Source organism: Lysinibacillus sp. RC46 (genome assembly GCF_041262385.1).
In the GTDB taxonomy this organism is placed as follows: domain Bacteria; phylum Bacillota; class Bacilli; order Bacillales_A; family Planococcaceae; genus Lysinibacillus.
In genome coordinates this window covers 23,730-44,774 of record NZ_JBGCCF010000004.1, presented here as the reverse complement: position 1 = coordinate 44,774, position 21,045 = coordinate 23,730, and the positions used below count along the sequence as shown (strand labels likewise).

The following is a 21,045-nucleotide window of genomic DNA, read 5'->3' as shown; positions in this document are numbered from 1 at the left end:
AAGTTAGGAGAGTCTCATCTTGGGAATGACAGAAATTTTTAGTAATGTTCGGTATTTTATGTTGCCGGTATTAATGATTATTGGAATAGAGTTTATACTTATCGCACTATATTATTTCTTTTATTATAGAAAACAGCCGTCAAATCGAAAAAAACAGATTCATATAAAGAAGCTTGTTCTTGGTGCAATCTTTATCGGGTATATTATTTTTGTGTTTGAGTTAACTATTTTTGATCGTGGCACTTCCCATTACCTGCAGATGAACCTTCAGCCGTTTAGTGGTTATATTGATGCGTGGAAAAAATACTCTTTACGTGATCTTCAAAATTGTATTTTTAATATCTTAATGTTTGTTCCGCTAGGTGTTTTTTTACCTTTATTGAACTCTAAATTCAAAAAATTTAAGTGGCTTCTTCTTGTAGTTATAAGTGCTACATTATCTATAGAAACGTATCAGACACTTTCAGGAGCTGGGATTTTTGAGCTTGATGATTTAATGAACAACTCACTTGGTGGTATTATTGGATACCAGTTATACAGACTAGGGGCTTCCGTTGCGCATCACAAAAAAGTGAAAATAAAAAGTCTAATCGGAAACCTTGCCATACCTCTATTGATGGGTTTGATTTTTGTTGGGATGAATATTGTCTACGCCCAACAGGAGTTTGGTCATCTAGCGATAAACGCCTATACAAAATCGAATATGTCAGATGTGCATGTATCAACTTCACTGGAATTAAGCTCATTACCTACAGTTGCCCCAGTATATAGGAAAACCATTAAAAATGATGGAGTTGAAGCCCTATTGCAACAGAAATTAGGATTATCAAAGTTGAATGAACATGTCTATAGAGGTGATCGTGAGATTCTATTGGAAAACAAAGCAGGGTCCCAATACACGTTGTTTATAGGTTCAGAGGGAGACTGGTCATTAAAAGAGAATAATAATACGCCAGGGCAAACTTCTTTTTCAGGGAAAGAGTCAATGGTTGATAAGGCAAAGGCAATGATGGACGAATTTGCCATACTACCTCAAGATGCTGAAATGACGGTATTGGATACTGGAGAATTTGAATGGAATCTTCAGGATAGTACTTATTTAAATACTGATTATTGGACAGGAGATATAATGCTTGATCTTAAACAAGATGGCAGTGTTTCTTCATTAGCATATAATTTACATAAGAATCAATTTAAACGAGAAGTGAACATACTGTCTCCTGCGGAAGTGTATGAGCGAATAAAAAATGGGGAATTTCCCCAAATAAAATATAATGCACTGGTGAATGAGGAAGATCTTGTTATAAAACAAGGAGATCAACTTGAAATAGAATTAATCGAGCTTTCATATATGTACGATACGAAAGACTTCTATCAGCCAATATATAGAGTTTCCGGAAAGTATAATGGAAATGATTGGTTTACCTTAATTCAGGCAAGACGGTAGTAACGGTATCATAAATCAATACACACAAGCCCTTTTCTACCTTTTATCCTAGTCAATACAACTTTAAATAATTTAGAATTTATCTTTATTCACAAAAAAGCCTCACTTCATTGAAGAAAGTGAGGTTTTTTGTAAGTTTCTTTTGATTAAGTTCTATTCTATATAGTAAGGATTTACATGAATAAGGACTTCCCCTACATCGGGGTATTTATTTAATATTTCATTTTTTATATCACGAGCTATATCATGGCCTTGTTTAATTGTTAAATCATGATTAAGTGAAAGACGAACGTCTAGAATCTTATAGTGACCGTGTTCTCTTGCACGGATTTTGTCTATTCGTTTTACTTGATAAAATTCATGAATAGTCGCTTCATAACTGTCTAAAAGATACTGATCCACGCTTTTTTCCATTAAAATATCAACAGAAGGTTTAACTAATTCCATTGCGATTCTAAAAATAAAATAAGCTACTAAAGCACTTGCGATTGCGTCCGCGTATAACAAATATGTCCATCCAATTGCATTTCCTATAATCGCTAAAAGGACTCCTATAAATGCTGCAAGGGAAGCAATAATATCACCTTTATGATCATAAGCAATCGCTATTATAGCCTTACTATTCCACTTTTTCCCCTGTTTTATGGAGTATCTATATAATATTTCTTTTGCTATGTAAGAAATTATAGCTACAATCAATGCACTGTACTGTGGTACACCGGGTTTATCAAAAAATGCTAAAATTGCTTCTACGAATATATATAGTGAAACTAATATTAAAATAATTCCAACGATCGCTTCACTAATCACCTCTGCCTTACCATGCCCAAAGGGATGATCCTTATCAGGTGGTTTATTAGAGATACCTACAACCGCTAGCACAGCAATCGAAGCTACTACATCTGCCCCAGAGTGGATGCCGTCTGCAAATACAGCCTCACTACTTCCAAAAAGGCCAAAGAAGATTTTACCTATCATTAGAATTAGGTTGGATACAAGTGCAATCCATGCAACTTTTTTGCTAATTTGTTCTCTTTCACTAACCATTTATTTCTCCTCCGATTAAGAGTTTTAAAACTAAAAAACTGAGGGAAGAAATTCTCCTCAAATACCCTTAACCTACTTCATTCAATTAATACTCAACTATGATATCAGACGAATATCGAGTGGGTCTACAACAACCTTTTTTACCAATACTAAATAAATTTAGAGCATAAAAATAAGTTGCCTTAGACCAAATTAACAACTCGTATTTACTTTTCTTTTCTCTTGCGGAATATCCTTCAAATGGATTCTTTATTAAAGTGTAATTGCAAAATTTCCAGGCAGTTTAGTTGAATAAGTGCGGGCGTTTTTGTGTTTTAATAAGAACTGCTATTAAGGCGAAGGTATAACTTATGAAATACATTAAGGCTTATATGTAACCCTTGTACTAATTATGTTTATTATTTTGGTTATCACAACAATATTTGATGATGATTATTCAGGGATTGTATGTTCGTTTGTTTAGGCATATTTATAATAGGAACAGCATTTTTTATAAACACCAAACAATTAAAAAATTAGGATGCGTAAAGCGAGTTGCTAAACTATTGGGGGTTTACAAAGTAGATCCAATCTTTTTCTTCTCCAATTAACAGCAGAGCAGATAAGAAGGATACAACTATTCTCAGGAGATTTATTGCGAGGAGATGATTTTTTGGTTAGTGTATTGGAAAATATAACCCAAGTATCAGGAATAATATTACTCCTATGTTCAGTCTATTACTATAGACACTTTAAGAAAATTAGGAGAGAAAGAAAATTAACTTTGCTTGAATCTTCGATCTATGTCATAACTCAAGTTGCACTTTATCTTTGTGCAGGCAGTTATTTTCTTCTGTTTTTGGATAGGAATTTCGGATAGAAATTACTAGACTAACTGGGTACTTTACTTGAAGATTTTTGAGTATCTTTCATAGTTGCAATGATTCTTGCATAGGAGGAGATGAATATATGAGTTTACAGAAATGCGATGAATGCAATACTCAATTTAAATGGAGCAAAATCATAAAATCTCTTTTTTTAGCATACAGTCCTATTCAATGCAATCAATGTGGTACGGAGCATAGGATAATATTCTTTTCAAGAATTATATTGTCTTTGTTATCAGTTCTACCATTGTGGTTACTTGGCTTTATCATATTAACTCAATTATCGTCTTCCATTTCTTATACTTTTTCGATAATGATTTTATCTGGTGTTTTTTTGTTTTTGTTTTTGTTATTTCCTTTTTTTGCGAAGTACAAATCGGAATACTGAATATATTTATGGTGAAATAAGGTTTTACACTTGTTAAGCTAAGGAGTGCTGTAGTTAAAGATTATTAAGTTGTATAAGTAGCTCTTTTGCTTATTGGGGTAGCGTCAGGAAAATGCGGATTTACAACGATAAGAAAATTCCAAATTAAAAAGCCCAACTTCTCTACAAATCAAAATAGAGAAATTGAGCTTTTCAGTTACTTCATTTATTTATTGAATTCATTAACTGGAAGAAGTATTCAGGTTTATGAGTCTTATTTAGGTTATACCATGAATGTAATGCATCTGGTGTAAATACATCTATTTTTTTTAGTACCTCCATTGCAAATTCCAGAGGAGCTATTCCTGATGCAGTAACTAAATTCGCATCAGATACCGCAGATCCTAACTCATAGAATTTTTCTCCTTTATAGTTAGGACATACCATTTTAGTATATTCTAAGTTATTACTTGTATGCTTTCTAGTATCTAAGTATCCCATATTCGCGAGTCCCTCAGTTGCACCACAAATTGCAGCAACAATAGTGCCAATCTTTAAAGCTTGGCCAATTCTTTCCAAGATAGGTTGATGAATTTCTTCACTCCAAGTAGTCCCTCCTGGTAAAATTAAAAGATCTTTACTCTCAAGAGTACATTCATCAAGGGAAATATCTGGTTTTATGCTCAGTCCTCCCATAGTAGTAATCATTTCTTTATTAGCTCCTACTGTAATTACTTTTAAAGGTGCTAAATCTTTTTTGAAATATCTTCCTGTATTTAGTTCAGCAATTAAATATCCATATTCCCAGTCCGACATTGTATTAAATACATATAGAAAAACTTTTTTTGTTTGCATCCAATAACACTCCAATCACAATTAATATAGCTATTATAATATAACTTCCCTGACAGTTAACGTCAGGGAAGTTATCATACTTGATGAAATTTTATTAATTCCGACAGAACTTCAATAAGTCTTTTCTTAAGACTTATTGGCTCAATAACTTTAATAGATTTATTGTACGGTAAAAGTAAATAAGGTACATATGTATGTATCATATCTTTTTCAAGAAGAAAAACTGCTTGATTTGAAGTCCGTTCTTGTAAATAATGTCCTAAAAACCAATGTTGGCAAATATCAGCCAATACACTTTTATCCCCATTAATAACCAAAGAAATAATCCCTTCCTTATCTTCTATAGTTGGAAGAAGATTTTTTATAAAAAAGTCACGTGCTGAAAAATTTTCTGGCCGGTTAAACTTATTTTCAGTTAGCATTAGACTTTCAATTCGATCTACTCTAAAACTACGGATATCATTCCTAAGATGACAAAATCCAATCACATACCACTTATTATTCCAATAGATAATTCTGTACGGATCGACCAATCTATAATTTAATTGCTTTTCGCCACTTTTATGGTAAAGAATTTTTACTGAGTACCCGTCAGCTACGGCCTGCTCCAACTCCTTCAAAAAAGGTTCCATAGAGAGTGAACTTAATCGACTTATTACTTCAAGACTAGTTACATGTTGGTTTATCTTTGTTTCCTGCTCTTGATTTGAGTATTTACTTAGTTTTGAAATGGCCCTATTTAGTGCTTCACCACCATAATATCCGGCTTCTTCTGCAAAAACAGCAGCGTGAAATAGTGAAGTTTGCTCCTCAAAATCAAAAAAAAGAGGAGCCTCAATAAAATTGTTCAATAAAGTGTATCCACCGTTATGTCCTGGTTCTGAAATTATAGGTACGCCACTTGTTGAAATTGTATCAATATAACGATACACAGTCCTTATATTCATCTCTAACTTTTCTGAAATTTGTTTTGCAGTAATTTTTTCACCTGAACGAAGCATCCATAGAATTGCTAACATATTGTCAATTTTAGGCATATAATTCCACCTCTATATGAAATTTATTTTCTATTATATATTTCCGATTTTTGGTATAACTCATCAACTGTTCCTTTCCGATAGCTTTCTATATAATGAGGCCCTAGACACATTTGTAATTTCACAAATTTGATTTACAGTCATATCTCCCTCTTTATAAAGCTTTACTGTATAATTCATTCCTGCATGATTTTTATGGTACTTCTTTAACCGACCTTTAAACTTTCCTTCTTTCTTAGCTAGTTCAATCCCTTCACGCTGCCGCATACGGATAAGATCACGTTCTAATTGGTTTACACCTGCCATAACCGTAATTAAGAATTGGCTGTAGGGATTATCTTCTGATAAATCTAGCCATGTATCTTTTAAGGATTTTAAATTTTCCTTTTTACTTCGTATGTTATCGATTAATTCAAATAAATCTTTTGTACTACGAGTAATCTGAGTTAAGTCCGTAATATAAATGATGTCACCTTCTTGTATATCCTCTAACATTTTTTGAAGTTGCTCACGATTTTTGTTGCTCCGTAAACTTTTTCTTCAAAAATAATATCCATTCCGATTTCGTTCAGTTGCTGAAATTGCCTTGAAGGATTCTGGCTAGTTGAACTGACACGTATATAACCGATTTTTCGCAAAATATCATCTCATTTTTGAGACAAGTCTTATGAGACGCTCTTAACTATGTTTTTATCAGTCTCCTACACTTGTATCAATAGAGTACACTCTATTGATATATAATTGAGCTAATTAACTGAATAATTACAGAAATGAGATGATACTGTATGTAAATTGCGAGAGGTAGAGAATTGTTTACACCAGAACAGCGGCAGGCCCTTATGCGAATTCCTGAAGATGAGTGGGTGCTAGGAACCTACTACACTTTTTCCAAACGAGATTTAGAAATTATAAATAAACGAAGGAGAGAAGAAAACCGTTTAGGGTTCGCCGTTCAATTAGCCGTTCTTCGGTATCCCGGTGGCCATACACTCATATCAAAAGCATCCCGGATTCATTCATACATTATATTTTCTTATATATAGTGTATTTTTTACGTCTAGCATTAAGCTAGACGTAAATTAATCCTTCTATTTAACCGCTTGAATAATTGCTGAGACAATATAATTTTCTAAATCATAATTAGGTTCCCATTCACGGATAAATTCTTTTGAATCATCTTTTGGTTCAATTGAGATATTTGTAAAGCCAGCATCTTTTAAAAGAGCTTCGTATTCTTCAATCGAAATTGCCCCAGAGATACAGCCAGAATATAAATTCATATCTGATAAATAGCTCTCTGGTAAGGCTGCCGTTAGAACAACATCTGAAATCGCTAAACGACCACCTGTTTTTAAAATACGGTAAGCTTCTTTAAATACCTGTGGCTTGTTTGGTGATAGATTGATCACACAATTCGAGATGATAATATCAGCTGTATGATCCGCAACAGGCATCTGTTCAATTTCTCCTAAACGAAATTCTACATTTTCAAAACCTGGTTTTTCTGCGTTACGGCGTGCCTTTGAGATCATTTCAGGTGTCATATCGATGCCAATTACTTGACCTTCATTCCCTACCTTTGGTGCAGCTAAGAAGCAATCGAAACCACCGCCAGAACCTAAATCAACAACAGTTTCTCCATGCTTCAAATCCGCGATAGCTTGCGGATTGCCACAGCTAAGTCCCATATTGGCTCCATCAGGAATAGAAACTAACTCTTCCTTTGTATAGCCCATTTTTTGCGAAATTTCATCGATGGAAATATTTTGATTTTCATCTGGATTACAGCAGCTAGAGGCTGGTGTACAGCATCCTTGTGTACTGTTTAATTTCAAGGCTACTTTCGCATAATTTTCACGTACATTTGTACGAATATCATCTTCTCTTGTCATTTAAAACCCCACCTTAGCAAGATTTTGGTGAATATCCTACCAACACTAAACCTAGTTCACCATTCTCTTCTTCTGCATGAATTGTAACGTCTGTTAATTGAGGTGCAATATCAGGATGAATGGCAACTTCGATCCCTTCAATCGTCTCTACAGCATCTTCATTTGTTGGTGCTTCTAAGCCCACACCTAAATTAACGCCACAGCAACCTGGAATGCCGAAGAAGCGCAGTGTTTTCACCTCTGAATCAGCTAATACTTGCTCTAAATAATTTTTACCTTCTGGACTCATTTTCATTTGATATACTCTCCTTTAAGTTCATGTAAACCTTTTGTTCCTACTGGTGGCGTTTTTACCCATGGTATTGCCACAAATTGATGGTTGCTGATGGTTCTGATTTCTTCTAACCATTTTGTTTCAGCTTGTTGCTTTTGTATTAATGTTGGACTAGTTGTTTCAATAGATGAAAATGTCTGATTGATAACCCACCAATCAACGGATAATCCAGCACGCTGTAAATCTTCCTGTAAACGTGTTGCTTCAAAAACAGGTGTTGCTTCAGGAAGTGTTACGATTGCTACACTTGTATAACTTGCATCACGTAACCGTGGTAACAAGTTTGAAACAGCTGGAGGGATGTCACCTTGCGAACGGCTTATTTCACGATGATAAGCCTCTGTCGCATCTAATAACAACAACGTATGGCCAGTTGGTGCTGTATCAATAATAATGACTTCATCTTGATGATTTTCTACAACATTAGCAAACGCTCGGAATACGGCAATTTCCTCTGTACAAGGAGAGGCCAAGTCTTCTTTGACAAATGCTAAGCCTTCTTCATTCATCGTTTCACTTGCTTTTGCAAGCACTTCGGCTTCATAATTTGCAATTTCTACTTTTGGATCAATACGACTTACCGTTACATTTTTAACTTTGTCATCACCGAACGTCCAATTTAAATGCGCTGCTGGATCAGTCGTAGTTAAATGTACATGCATGCCTTCTTCTGCTAAGCGCAGGGCGATATACGAAGCAACTGTTGTTTTGCCGACACCGCCTTTACCCATTGTAAATATAAGCCTCGGCTTACGTTCTAAATAATCGGCAATCATGTCTTCTACTTCAGGGACCGTCATACCTTTGTCTGCTTCATTTTCATGTAAGATATCTTGATCTGTCATCCATGCTTGCATACGCTCAATACTTGATAATGAGTATGGGACAAACGGTAAATAGTATTGTTCAAATTCCTTTAACTCTTTAGGAATCAACTCTAATGCTTCTGTTTGGCGTGCAATGAATGCTTTTTCCACTGCATCATTAGAGTATAGATTTTTCATATAACCATTCACTAGTAAAATCTGATTTTGAATACCGATATCAAACAGCTCTTGAGAAGCACGTGCAGCCTCTTTTAAAGGATTTCCGTCAGGACGTGTCACAAGCATTAGTGTCGTTTGATTCGCATTTTTTAAACGCTCAACAGCCTCTTTATAGATTTCGCGTTGCGGCTCTAGTCCTTTTAATGGACCTAAGCAAGATGTACCAGTAGTGTTGTCATCTAAAAACGTAGACCATGCAGAAGGCAGCTCTAACAAACGTAACGTATGTCCTGTTGGTGCCGTATCAAATACAACGGTATCAAAATTTTCAATTACTGTAGTATCAGTCAATAGTGTAGCAAATTCATTAAAGGCAGCAATTTCAACTGTACAAGCACCCGAAAGTTGTTCCTCCATGTTCTGAAGGACTACATCAGGCAATTTACCTCTGTAGGGGCCAACCATTTGCTCTTTGTAATGTTGTGCTGCCTGTTCAGGGTCTAAATTTAATGCAAATAAATTATCGATACCATCTATTTTTGTCGGGGTATTAGAAAGTGTTTGACCGAAAATATCTTGTAAGTTGGATGCTGGGTCCGTACTAATTAGCAGCACCTTTTTCCCTTCATTTGCAATGGCTATTGATAGGCTACTAGCAACTGATGTTTTTCCAACGCCGCCTTTCCCAGTAAAAAATAGGAAAGGAGTGTCAGGGAAATGACTTCTTGAAAAGCGTTCCATATTACGCATCTCCTTTTAGAGATAAGCGTACTTTTGGTTTTTGTAATAGTTCTTCTTCGGAAAGTCCTGACCACTGTGAAAATTGTTCATTTGTCGGGTATTTCCCTTTACAAAGTAATTCTCCATCTACAAACGTTGCAGGCAGTGCATCCATTCCTTCTGACATTAGAAGCTGATTGATGGCTTCATTTTCTACAAAGGCATTTGGTTCATTTGTTAAATTAAATCGTTCAGCTTCTATATCTGTTTTCTTTAAATTATTCATTACAAATGACATACGTAATAACTCTGGGTCAATGGATGGTCCACATAAGCCCGTAGAACAGCACATTGCTGGCTCATAAATATGAATTTTTTTCATGTTATTTCGACTCCTCAGCTACAAATTGTTCAATACGTTTGCCAATAGCATCACGTACGTTCTGGAAAACTACCCACTTTTCTTCTTCTGTACCTGACGTTTTCGCTGGATCTTCAAATCCCCAATGTTCACGACGAACGTGAGGAGGCGTCATCGGACATTTATCTGCGGCATCTCCGCAAAGAGTGACGACTAGTGTTGCATTGTTTAATGTCTCTAAATCAATTAGATCAGATGTATGATTCGAAATATCAACTCCTACCTCTGCCATAGCTTTGATCGCATTCGGATTTACTCCATGTGCTTCAATGCCAGCACTTTTGACTGTCCAATCTGTAGGCAATAATTTTCTTGCCCACCCCTCAGCCAATTGACTACGGCAAGAATTTCCTATACATAAGAAATAAAGTGTGTTTGTCATAAAAAGTACTTCTATAATTTAATGGTTTTAAAATATTTTTTTTGCCAACGTAATGCAACCCATACAAGTCCAATGAGTACCGGTACTTCAACAAGTGGACCAATAACAGCGGCAAAAGCTACTCCACTATGAAGTCCAAAAACACCTACAGCTACAGCAATGGCTAATTCAAAGTTGTTACTAGCTGCTGTAAATGACAGGGCTGCTGTAACGGGATAAGATGCACCTGCTTTACGAGAAGAAAAGAATGAAACAGCAAACATCACAACAAAGTAAATGAATAATGGGATAGCAATTCGTACAACATCAAGTGGTAGTTCGACTAATTTTTCACCCTTCAATGCAAACATCATCACAATTGTGAACAGCAGTGCAATTAAAGTAAGTGGTGAAATCTTTGGTAAGAATCTTTCCTCATACCATTGCTTTCCTTTTGTTTTGATACCGATCCATCGTGTTAGAATTCCGGCAGCAAATGGTATTCCTAAGTAAATAAGAACACTTTTCGTAATTTCCCACATTGAAATGGACACTTTAAAATTCTCTAAGCCAAACCAACCAGGTAATACATTTAAGAAAAAGTAAGCAAAAATCGAATACGTTAAGATCTGAAAAATGGAGTTAAATGCAACTAAACCAGCTACATATTCTCGATCTCCACGAGCTAGATCATTCCACACGATAACCATCGCAATACATCGAGCTAAACCAATCATAATGAGCCCAGCCATATACTCCGGATAGTCTCGTAAGAAGATAATGGCTAAAAAGAACATTAAAAACGGACCCAATAACCAGTTTTGGAAAAGTGACAGTAAAAGAACTTTCCAATCCTTAAACACACGCCACATTTCCTCATATTTTACTTTTGCCAGTGGCGGATACATCATTACTACTAGCCCAATAGCAATCGGTATCGATGTTGTACCAACCGACATGGATTCTAATGCTTCACCGATATTTGGCATTGTGATACTTAATAAAACGCCAATACCCATCGCTACAAAAATCCAAAGAGTAAGGTAGCGATCTAAAAATGAAAGCTGTTTCGTTAAGGATTCATTACTCATCTACATTTCCCCCTATTTAGCAACCACAGTCGGTGCCACAATCACATCCAGCTACAGGTTGAATTTGTTCTAAAATGCCCTTCATCAGTGGCGTTTGATCCTCCACTAAACGATAATGTTTCCAAGTCCCTACTTTTCGCTCAGTAATAATACCTGCCTCCTTTAATTTTCGAAGATGCTGACTAACTGCTGGTTGTGAGATGCCTAAAACATCCACAAAATCACATACACAAACCTCCCCGTTCTTCATACATGCAAGTAATTTAATGCGGTTCAAGTCAGCTGCTGCTTTTAATTGTTTTTCAATTAGTGTATTTTCCATATGTTTGAGCTCCTTGTATAATCATTTGCTTATATATTACATAAAATAAAAACACCCAATCAATTACAGGTGATTAAATTATTATATAACTATAAACTTATATTATGCTTGTTAAATAATAATTGCAATAATTTTTTTCCATCATTCAAAAAAATTTTCCAAGGTTCTTTCTTGGAAGAGATAAGAGCATGTTTTGAACAATATATTTTCAAAACATGCTCTTTAGATTTGTTCCAACAAGGAGGCTGTTCTTGTTTTTGCTTAATAGTATTGAAACATAATGAGAAAGAAGTTTATTAAAACTTAGGAATATTATTGTAACCTTCAATAATATCCCCAAAACCTTGGTCGATGAGAAGGTCAGCTACCGATTGAAGAATTTCTTGTTTACTTTCCACGAGGTATTGTGCTTTTGAACGAATGAGTTGATCAAACATTTCACTTCGTTTTTCCCCAACAGCTTCCCAAGATTGTTGTGATTTCAGTAGATCTCCTAACGTTAAGAGAGGATAATCTATTCCTTCAAAGGTGAAATCACTATTCACTTGATACCACACATCCCCATTCTCTCGTAACCATTTTTCACCGATGTTTTCAACACCCTGTCTCATATTTCTGGCCACGTCTAAATAGGATTTTTCTTTTGTTTGTTGATAGGATTCTAGCAAGTAATTCATTTCTCCTAGAGCATGATTTAAGGATGTATGTGTCTTCTTTGTCTGCTGGGGAGAATAATAATCGGTCACAAGGTAACCACCTTTGGGAACTTCGATTATGTTTCCATTTTTCGTCTGATTGACCAAAAAGTCTGCATAGGTGATGGTCGAGTTTTTGAGTTCTTTAATGTCAAGCATGTTCCCTGTTTTTTTTAGGAATAACGCGACATTCTCGTTATGCCTAGTATCGGTATAGGGAGCTTGGATTCCGTAATCTTTTTTCAACCACGTACTCGTATACTCCGTTTCCCATAAACCTTTTTTATCTCCTTGAAAAATAAATAAGTTCGCAACAGAATTTAATAGCAAATCGTAGAAGTATCGCTCCTGTGTAGTTTCATAGTAATTTAATGCTTTTTTATCTTGGACCCTCACTAGGTTTCGCCCATATCCTAATTTTGTTTCAGGTTCGATCGACCATGGGAGTTTTGAATAAGGTCCTTCTGCTGTATACCATTTGTTCATTTCTTTGTATTGTTTGGTACTTTCATTTATCCATTCATTAAGCGCTTCTTCTTTTTTAAACAGAGGCTCTTGTGATATTAACACCCAGTTTTCAGATAAATCATTTCCCTCTGATTGAAGTGGAAGAGTGACAGTAAGGCCATTATCATCATTCATTAATTTCAAGTCCTTATTTTCACTCGTCAATTCCCGGACCACACTCTTATCCCCGTTCTCATAGTTGGTTATAAGTTCTTTCGATACGTAGTTTCGGCTTATCATCATATTAGTCAATAAATCTTCGTGTTCCTTTACTTTTAACAGGCCGATAGGATAGGTGGTTGGATCTACACCGAATACATGATCATGCTCATGTTGAATTTCCTGGCGTTCGAAATCCGTTAAATCATACTTTATATTTCCGCTGATAGGGTACGATATTGAGGCACTATAACCTTTGCTGCTTTTGTTTTGTAATTGAGTGAAAATGAAGAAATCCCCATTATCGATTTCTCGAACAGTGACCTTGATGGAGCCCATGTTTTCCCCATCTTCAAATAAATTATAGACAGTTGTTTGATCCGTTGAACGAATATATGATTTATTTGAACTTTTGGTTTTTTGTAATAGTAAACCATTGGCTTCCAAATGTAATTGTGCGGAGTTTGGTAATTCTAGTGAAACGCTCTCTCTAGGTTCAATTTCTTTTTGTTTATCTTCTTTTAATGACCATGCAGTCAAAATCATGGCGGCTAAAACGAAACATAAAATGCTACTCCAGATTTTTCTTTTAAACAAACTGTCCCTCCAAAATGTAACGATTCTTCTAAATTAAAGCCACCCAAATTATACCAGTGTTAATTAAGAAAAACAATTTTTCGTACATAACTAATTCTAAGATTTCTTTGTAGCATTGAAATAGAAGCTCTGTTGGCTCTTTAATAACTAGCTAGTAAGCCCGAAATATAAAAAAATAAGCGCACCTTCTTGGTACGCACGACGAATAGCCATTTTTCCTAATTTTTTTCGGATAGATGGCTATTTTGCACATGTGGCTTGGATTTTTTTCGACCAAGGCATGTAATTATTTAAAATCACTGGCTGCTGGTGAATCGGTAAATTTGGCAATTCTGTCATTAACGTCACTAGGTATTGATAGAAATCGATGCCGTTTGCTTTTGCCGATTCAGCCAAACTTAAACAGATGGCATTCGCTTTATCACCAGCTTCACTAACAGAGAAAAGCCAGTTTTTACGACCAATCACATTAGGACGAATCGCATTTTCAGCTGGATTATTATCGATTTCAATCCTACCGTCGAACAGAAAAGCTTTTAATCCGTGGATACGATTTAATGTGTATTCTGCGGCTTTGGCTAAGGCATTTTTTCCGAAGAAAGGTGATTAATCCACCCATTTTAAGAATTTCTCTACAATCGGCTTTGAATGTTTTTGCCTTGCTTTTCTGCGTTTACCTGGTGAAAGATGCTTAAATTGGCGTTCTAAATCATATAGTTGGTCACAATAATCGACGCCAATTTTGCCGTTTTTGCTATCAGCTTTCAGCCAATAGCGCTGCACATGCGCCTAACAGTTGGCGAACGTAACGTCAGGTAGATTCCCGTATGCAGAATAACCATCACAAATCACAGTTCCTTGAAAACCAGCTGAAAAGTCTTCTAATACACCGGAGGATTACTTCGCTAGTGATGTGGTTATCGCGCCCGTGATTCCTAGATGACCGAGGCCGAAAATAACCCCTGTTATAATAATAGCCAACCACACGCCGATTTTAGTTGGTCCCCCATCTTTCGCCTTTTTGATTTTGGAAGCAATCCAAACCAAAAGCGTCATCAAAAAAAGCCGGAATAATATTTCTTCTGCCGTACCGCCATAGAAAATCGCAAGCGAGGATTTCCAAACCGGCACCGCCATTTCCGCCTTCATTAGTTCAACAGACATATTCCAGAACGGGATACACAGTAAAACGACAAGGACACCGCCCAAAATGCCCCAAAAGACAGATGCACCGAGAATAGATTTCAGATAGCCATTCCGCTTTTCACCGCCTGTAATTCCCTCCAAAATCGGTGCGCCAAATCCAATATGTCGCGCCAAAAGCAATCCGAAAAAGCTTGCCAGCACACCTAACACCAGTGTTTGTGCAATCTGCGCAGGTATGATGTTCTACATAGGTGCGTTATCTGGCAGCGGCGCAAGCACGTACGTAAACGATATAACCATTACGCCCGTCACGACGCATACGGCAATAAGTAGGAAGAATAGTTTCCAGTTTATTATCTTTTTCATGATTTAGTTTGCTCCTAAGAAATTATTTCGTGCCTATAGTTTGTAAATAGAACTAGCTATTGTATTTACCTCCTGATGACTATTCCGATACCGAATGAATCCAATCGGCAATATCATTGATCACTTGTTGATCGACATGTTGTGCAACTTTATACTCTTTTTTTGCTTTTCGTATCTCTCCATAAACAAAAGGCATGAAAGCATGATTTAGGTTTAGATAGAGTTTATACGTTACATTGGATCTATCTCCCAATATTCTTTTGTAACCATTAAAATCCTTTTCCACTGATACATGGAAATCTTTTTCTCCTTGTAGAATGAATATGGGTTTATTTAATTCCTTGAGATAATTGGCAGATGGATGTTCGCCCATTTCTTTTAGGTAGTAGGCTCTAACATATTTTCCTAAAACTGAAGTTGATTTTGCTTCTTCATCACTTAGGTTATAGATGTTGTTAAACTTTGATGATAATGCTGCTATTTGTTTTTTTGCAATTACTTTCAAAAACTTATTCAATGAATTTAAAACTTCGTTATTTTGATCCATTAGAATTTCTTCAAATTTGCGTGGAGAACCACCCATAATAATGATTCCAGCAAACTTACCACCTTCTGCATCAATTCGCGGAGCTAACATCCCACCTAAACTATGACCAATAATAAATATTTTGTTTGAATCAATACGTGAATCACTTCGCAAAAAATTCGCAGCGAGAATTGCATCCTCAATGGTTTCTTCTTTCACTGTTAATCCAATATCCTTTCTCATTTTTTTACCATATACGAATGTTCTTTTATCATATCGCAGCACTGCAATTCCTTTTCCAGACAAACCATTTGCAAGATCCTTAAAAGGATAAATATTTCCGATTTTTTCATCCATGTTGCTTGGACCAGAGCCTTGAACCAATACAACTGCAGGAAATAATCCTTTTGTTTCATCAGGAATGGTTAATATTCCATTCAGTGGGTACTTTGTTTCAGCACCTAAAACAATTTTTTCTTCAACCATTATATTTACCTCCTTATATTGACAACCAAAATGTAAGTGAATACATCATGTTGGCCCTATCAATAGTTCATTTCAAATTTGTGCTTTTAGTTTTTCAACAATACTTTTGAATTTCGGTTCATTGTGCAATGGGAAGAATGCAGGATTTTCTATAACACTTTGTACGATACTTTCTTTTACTATCTTTTCGTCTCTAGGAGCTTCAATATCATAATCCTTCAGCCAGTTTTCAATACTGTCAAAAAAGGAATCTCCTTTCAATTCGTACGGTAAAAGGACGTTCGTACAAATGTATGTGTATTTTTCGAGCATTTCCAATGCTTTTTCCGCTTCTTTTTGCATCATATAACCTTGCGCCGCAGCCATATAAAGCAACGACAACAAATTAGGGTCCAGTTTTTCTACTTTAAAGACTTTTGATATTTCGATAAAACGTTCAAGTGCCTGCTCAAATTTTTCAGGATGATTGGCTACCAACAGCAAGTATGACTGTGCCGGCGCAAGAAGGCCATGGAGATGTTGATACATACTGACTTGCAAAGCTTCCTTTGCCTTCTCTATATTTCCTGTCATTTGATAGGCTTTGGAAAGTAAAAAGTTATCACTAATCGGAGGCTTCATTGTTTCGTCAAGTAATTCCAAAGCTTCCAGCGGTTGATTTAAGATTATATGACACAGGACTTCCAATGAATTTGCCTGCTTCGCGATCCAAATATCATCACTTTCCTTCTTAATCCGGATACATAAATCAATGGCTTCTTGTAACAGTTCTTCTTGTTTTCCCCTTTCCGTAGCAAGGACAAAATGATTGACATATAATTTAGCTATTTGCAGTAGCAGAGGAAAACAAGAGAAATATTTCTTTATAATTGCACGGCATTGATCAAGTACATCATCAAAAGGCTTGTTGCTAAAATCCTCAGCCAGCCGTTGGTATGTTTTCTTTATATCTTTTTTTGTCATTTGCGGGAGGTAGCCAATGAGTTCATCAATGCTTATATTAAAATAGGTTGCCAATTGTGGCAGCAGGGTGATATCCGGATAGCTTTGAGCCGTCTCCCATTTGGATACGGAAGCCTTTGATACACCGACATACTCAGCAAGTTTATCTTGTGTGATACCTTTTTCTTTTCTTTTTGCTGTAATAACTTTTGCAATACTTATTTCTCTCATCATTTTCACTCCCTATACTGTTATTAAAATGCATTTTACCGTCAATTCCAATGGAGTTATATTTTATTTTAGTAGAAAAAATCAACCGCAAGGCAACAAATCCAGTGATACACAAAATCCATTACGCTTTTGTAAACATTTTTTGTATATTGCCAGTAGGAAATATTTTTTAATGACATAGCCAATACAATAACACTATATTCCCTTAGCCTACGGTTCGAACAATACTTGAATGGAGTGTAATTTACGGTCTAACTATTTTGTTAATAGCAGTGGTTGATGGGGGTTTTTTGACCAAATCCTAAAATTGTAGACATGATATTGCTCTAATGTATGGTCAGTTCCACACAGGGTAACTCAACTTGGTTGTTACGACTTAATACAACTAGAGGTTGTTTGGTTCCACCGTCATTACATATAGATTACCCAGAAAAGTAAAAATACTTGACCTGACAAACCGTCACCCAGTATAAAACTGGGGTTTTTTTGTTTTTTCTAATCAAGTATAAGCTTTTCGGAACCTCCTCCTGTAATACAAAAAAGGATTCTTTTGATTCATACATCCGGAGTACCGTATGTCATCAAAAGAATCCTTTTATTTTATTTTGCATATCCAATTCAAATTATAATAAAGTAAATACAAGCTAATTTTCTCTTCAAAATACCAGTCAGTTGAACGGTGTATTGTAATTATAGTTTAACCTTAACCTCAGTACCGTCTTTAGCTTTGACATCGACTAGCACGATTCCCTTATAATTTTTCAGTTTCTTGACAATAGGCTTTAGCGTTTCTTTGTCAATTAGCGGAAAGGTAAAGTCCAGTTTTTTTCTTTCGAAGTGCTCTCTTGTCCATTTGTTTGCTTTATGCTGAACAAATTTTGAAGACAAAATTGAAATAACAATGTTTAACATAGCATATGGAAGTGGAATGGTGAACCGAACGTCTTTTGCTTTCACTTTTACATACATCATAAGCAAATCTCTATTCAATAATGACCGAAACGGTATCCCCGTTAGCCGATTTAATATCAACAATTTGGCCATCTAATTCATTTTCGATTGCTTCGATAATAAGGTTGATGTCTATATCTTTAACGTATTTTTCCGATTGAGGAATACTCGCTGCGATGCTGTGTCCAGCCATTAATACAACCTTAACAAGCTTTAAAGGTAAATTGACCGTGACGTTATCATTTTCGGCTGATACAACACGGATTTTTAAAGTTTTATCTAAGTATTTAGTCGGTTTTTCTAAAAGGTTCTCCTCTGTTTCTGCTTTCTCTTTTAATACTTGAATCAGTTCCGATGCCTTGTCTGCATCAATCTTACCTTCTTGAACCATTGTTAACACTCTTGAGATTTCCTCTTTCATAGTAAATTCCTCCTTATTCTTCTTTTAAGAGTTTAATGGCTTCTTCTGCTGTGATTTCGCCATTTTCCAACATAGTGACAACTTTTTTCTCGTCTACTTCATTTTTCTTCTTCTGCACATATCCAAGGGATGAAATGATGTCTGTTAGCTTTCCTCGTACTGTTGGATACGAAATCCCTAGTTCCTTTTCAACTTCTTTGATATTCCCTCTGCATGTTAAAAATACTTCCACAAAATGAAGCTGATCCTTTGATAAGGATGCCAGCTTAGATAATTCAAACTCATTTTCAATCGTCGTGTGACAATGAGAGCACTGTAACCTTGTAATTTTCAATGTTTTACTGCAGACAGGACAATTTGTGATTACTTTATAAGCCATAATTAAGTCCTTTCCTTTTAGTTGATTTGATTATATAACACAAAGTTAAAAATGTGAACAATAAAATTAATTTTTATAATACCTAAAATCAATAATGTTAATTCGTTATTTAATATTATTGATTATCTATTTCCTTTGAATAAAAAAACTCCATAGGTCTTTCACGAGGATGAGAGATGAAAATGTAAGCAAGCTACATGTCTTTTTGAAGTGATTGATATCTTCTGCAAGATCGCATCAAGACTAATGGTTTCATCTAATACAATCAAATATGGTTTTAAAGTAAGAGCTCTTGCGAGGTTGTCACGTTGTCTCTCTGTTTTGCTAAAATGCTCGAAATTAAGGAGAGGTTCTTTTAATACCTCAAAAATCGTCCGCTTCGGATTAAAAGACAGCCTGCAAATGGTCGACAAGTTTGAAAAGTAAGGCTTAAATCCAGCTAATAATCGAGAAGTCATTAAAAAATTAACTGAAAAGGGCCAACAGGTTTATGAATATCAAAAAGAGCTAGGAATTGATGTAAAAATATTAAATCGACTAGATGAGTTTACAATAGATGTTTCGAAAAATTTATGAAGATCGCCTCCATCTTCAGTGAAATAACGAGGGAATCACTCAAACTTCAATTGGATAAAACATCTAAATTAACACTTTAGCCCCTTTTCATCCAATTATTCTAACTTTTTTTAGTAAAATTGCCCATGATTGTTGCAGAAGTTTTACACAGTTAAAATTAAGGTTTCAATTTTGCTGTTTAAAGGTAATCGGTAATATTATTGAAAAATAACTCGTGCCTGTTTCATGCTATTCTTACTTTATTCAATTGCGAAAGCTTTTTGAAAGGAGTAGGTTTAATTGAAGAAAAGATGGTTATTACCCATTTTCGCATCGTTTATGTTCTTTACAGGTATGGGTGTTCATGATGCAAAAGCGGCAACAATAGCAGATTTAACAAGTACAGCAAAAGCATATATAGGTGTTCCTTATCAATATGGAGGAACAGATATTAAAACAGGTGTAGACTGTTCAGCATATACACAAATTGTTTTTTCTAAGTTAGGGATTTCACTACAACGTACATCTACAGCTCAATATCAGCAAGGTACTTCGGTTGCTAAAGATCAGTTGAAGACTGGGGATCTTGTATTTTTTAATACTTCGGGAAGTGGGGTTTCCCATGTTGGCATATACATAGGTGACAGCAATTTTATTTCAGCTACTACAAGTTCTGGGGTTAAAATCGATAAAATTAATGATCCTTATTACTGGGGATCTCGTTACGTAGGAGCAAAACGCATTGCAAACTTCACTGAAAATGACTTGGGAGAAGTAAAAGGCACTGACGTCGACTTTAGCGTTTATGCATCGCGTGGAGAGGTAGCTCTTAAACTGGCAAATCAATTACATTTAGATACTAGTAATACCAATTCAAGTTTTCCAGATGTAAGCCCTACGTCTAAATATGCAGGTGCTGCGGAAGCACTAAGAAAACTTGGCGTTTTTACGGGTGATGTAAACGGAAAATTCAATGCAGGTTCTCCTATAACACGTGGTCAATTATCGAAAGTTTTAGTGGAAGCATACCATTTAAAACAACAAGGAACAGCACTACAATTTGTTGATGTTCCAAGTACGCATTGGGCTTACAATTATGTAGCCATTCTCTCTTCCAATAAAATTACGATTGGTAAAGGTAACAATATGTTCGGGGTGGAAGACAATGTCACACTAGTACAATTAGATACCTTCCTTCAACGATTAGCCCAATAACTTCAATAAAAGGTGTTTCATCTATGGATGAGATGCCTTTTTTTTCGTTCTTTTGCTTCTGGGCAATATCATTCCACACTCCCCCATACTTCCAATCACTATATGTATAAAAAAGCCAATACT

20 protein-coding genes and 3 pseudogenes are annotated in these 21,045 nt (G+C 35.6%); 4 read left to right on the top strand and 19 right to left on the bottom strand.

The window, feature by feature from the left end:
- Positions 1–25: 25 nt before the first annotated feature.
- On the top strand, positions 26–1,447 hold the full coding sequence (locus ABH966_RS05055; RefSeq protein ID WP_370076661.1) for a VanZ family protein: 1,422 nt from the start codon (positions 26–28) through the stop codon (positions 1,445–1,447).
- Between the two features lie 153 nt (positions 1,448–1,600).
- Here the strand turns inward: ABH966_RS05055 and ABH966_RS05050 are convergent, their stop codons facing one another.
- The gene (locus ABH966_RS05050; protein WP_370076351.1) at positions 1,601–2,494 is read right to left on the bottom strand and encodes a cation diffusion facilitator family transporter; all 894 of its coding nucleotides are present in this window, start codon (positions 2,492–2,494) and stop codon (positions 1,601–1,603) included.
- Positions 2,495–3,442: 948 nt separating this feature from the next.
- Between ABH966_RS05050 and ABH966_RS05045 the strand changes: the two genes are divergently transcribed.
- Positions 3,443–3,748 (top strand): TIGR04104 family putative zinc finger protein, encoded by a 306-nt coding sequence (locus tag ABH966_RS05045; RefSeq protein ID WP_370076349.1) that lies wholly within the window; start codon positions 3,443–3,445, stop codon positions 3,746–3,748.
- A 201-nt stretch (positions 3,749–3,949) separates the two neighbouring features.
- On the opposite strand, the gene ABH966_RS05040 is transcribed toward ABH966_RS05045, so the two are convergent.
- The 3 genes and pseudogenes from ABH966_RS05040 to ABH966_RS05030 form a co-directional block, all read right to left on the bottom strand.
- Positions 3,950–4,582, bottom strand: a complete 633-nt coding sequence (locus tag ABH966_RS05040; protein ID WP_370076347.1) for a type 1 glutamine amidotransferase family protein — start codon at positions 4,580–4,582, stop codon at positions 3,950–3,952.
- A gap of 74 nt (positions 4,583–4,656) precedes the next feature.
- On the bottom strand, positions 4,657–5,619 hold the full coding sequence (locus ABH966_RS05035; RefSeq protein WP_370076345.1) for a helix-turn-helix transcriptional regulator: 963 nt from the start codon (positions 5,617–5,619) through the stop codon (positions 4,657–4,659).
- A gap of 63 nt (positions 5,620–5,682) precedes the next feature.
- Positions 5,683–6,257 (bottom strand): annotated as a pseudogene (locus tag ABH966_RS05030) (recombinase family protein).
- Positions 6,258–6,458: 201 nt separating this feature from the next.
- Here ABH966_RS05030 and ABH966_RS05025 point away from each other — a divergent pair.
- Positions 6,459–6,599: pseudogene (locus tag ABH966_RS05025) on the top strand (DUF4158 domain-containing protein); the annotation flags it as partial.
- 108 nt (positions 6,600–6,707) lie between these two features.
- On the opposite strand, the gene ABH966_RS05020 reads toward ABH966_RS05025, so the two are convergent.
- The 15 genes and pseudogenes from ABH966_RS05020 to ABH966_RS04950 all read right to left on the bottom strand — a co-directional run bounded on the left by ABH966_RS05020 (position 6,708) and on the right by ABH966_RS04950 (position 19,152).
- Positions 6,708–7,511: an arsenite methyltransferase gene (locus ABH966_RS05020; RefSeq protein WP_370076343.1), complete on the bottom strand. Its 804-nt coding sequence runs from the start codon at positions 7,509–7,511 to the stop codon at positions 6,708–6,710.
- A gap of 13 nt (positions 7,512–7,524) precedes the next feature.
- Positions 7,525–7,806, bottom strand: a complete 282-nt coding sequence (locus ABH966_RS05015; protein ID WP_370076341.1) for a Fe-S cluster assembly protein HesB — start codon at positions 7,804–7,806, stop codon at positions 7,525–7,527.
- A complete protein-coding gene (arsA, locus tag ABH966_RS05010) occupies positions 7,803–9,572 on the bottom strand; it encodes an arsenical pump-driving ATPase (RefSeq protein ID WP_370076339.1) in 1,770 nt (589 codons plus the stop codon). The genes ABH966_RS05015 and arsA overlap by 4 nt, the downstream gene beginning before the upstream one ends.
- Before the next feature lies 1 nt (position 9,573).
- Positions 9,574–9,933 carry an arsenite efflux transporter metallochaperone ArsD gene (gene arsD, locus ABH966_RS05005; protein ID WP_036116968.1) on the bottom strand — a complete coding sequence of 120 codons (360 nt, stop codon included), beginning with the start codon at positions 9,931–9,933 and terminating at the stop codon, positions 9,574–9,576.
- 1 nt (position 9,934) lies between these two features.
- A complete protein-coding gene (gene arsC, locus ABH966_RS05000; protein WP_370076337.1) occupies positions 9,935–10,354 on the bottom strand; it encodes an arsenate reductase (thioredoxin) in 420 nt (139 codons plus the stop codon).
- Between the two features lie 11 nt (positions 10,355–10,365).
- A complete protein-coding gene (gene arsB / locus ABH966_RS04995; protein WP_370076335.1) occupies positions 10,366–11,424 on the bottom strand; it encodes an ACR3 family arsenite efflux transporter in 1,059 nt (352 codons plus the stop codon).
- A 16-nt stretch (positions 11,425–11,440) separates the two neighbouring features.
- On the bottom strand, positions 11,441–11,746 hold the full coding sequence (locus ABH966_RS04990) for an ArsR/SmtB family transcription factor (protein WP_370076333.1): 306 nt from the start codon (positions 11,744–11,746) through the stop codon (positions 11,441–11,443).
- A gap of 296 nt (positions 11,747–12,042) precedes the next feature.
- Positions 12,043–13,704 (bottom strand): hypothetical protein, encoded by a 1,662-nt coding sequence (locus ABH966_RS04985; RefSeq protein WP_370076331.1) that lies wholly within the window; start codon positions 13,702–13,704, stop codon positions 12,043–12,045.
- Between the two features lie 240 nt (positions 13,705–13,944).
- Positions 13,945–14,592 (bottom strand): annotated as a pseudogene (locus ABH966_RS04980) (IS66 family transposase); the annotation flags it as partial.
- Between the two features lie 9 nt (positions 14,593–14,601).
- The gene (locus ABH966_RS04975) at positions 14,602–15,051 is read right to left on the bottom strand and encodes a CPBP family glutamic-type intramembrane protease (RefSeq protein WP_370076329.1); all 450 of its coding nucleotides are present in this window, start codon (positions 15,049–15,051) and stop codon (positions 14,602–14,604) included.
- Between the two features lie 244 nt (positions 15,052–15,295).
- Complete coding sequence (locus ABH966_RS04970; protein ID WP_370076327.1) at positions 15,296–16,228, bottom strand: alpha/beta hydrolase family protein; 933 nt, start codon at positions 16,226–16,228, stop codon at positions 15,296–15,298.
- 72 nt (positions 16,229–16,300) lie between these two features.
- Positions 16,301–17,401 (bottom strand): helix-turn-helix domain-containing protein, encoded by a 1,101-nt coding sequence (locus ABH966_RS04965; protein ID WP_370076325.1) that lies wholly within the window; start codon positions 17,399–17,401, stop codon positions 16,301–16,303.
- A gap of 690 nt (positions 17,402–18,091) precedes the next feature.
- On the bottom strand, positions 18,092–18,373 hold the full coding sequence (locus ABH966_RS04960; protein WP_370076323.1) for a hypothetical protein: 282 nt from the start codon (positions 18,371–18,373) through the stop codon (positions 18,092–18,094).
- Positions 18,374–18,383: 10 nt separating this feature from the next.
- A complete protein-coding gene (locus ABH966_RS04955) occupies positions 18,384–18,773 on the bottom strand; it encodes an SHOCT-like domain-containing protein (protein WP_370076321.1) in 390 nt (129 codons plus the stop codon).
- Positions 18,774–18,786: 13 nt separating this feature from the next.
- Positions 18,787–19,152 (bottom strand): DUF2089 domain-containing protein, encoded by a 366-nt coding sequence (locus tag ABH966_RS04950; protein WP_370076319.1) that lies wholly within the window; start codon positions 19,150–19,152, stop codon positions 18,787–18,789.
- An 855-nt stretch (positions 19,153–20,007) separates the two neighbouring features.
- On the opposite strand from ABH966_RS04950, the gene ABH966_RS04945 reads away from it, so the two are divergent.
- Positions 20,008–20,922 carry a C40 family peptidase gene (locus tag ABH966_RS04945; RefSeq protein WP_370076317.1) on the top strand — a complete coding sequence of 305 codons (915 nt, stop codon included), beginning with the start codon at positions 20,008–20,010 and terminating at the stop codon, positions 20,920–20,922.
- Positions 20,923–21,045 lie beyond the last annotated feature (123 nt).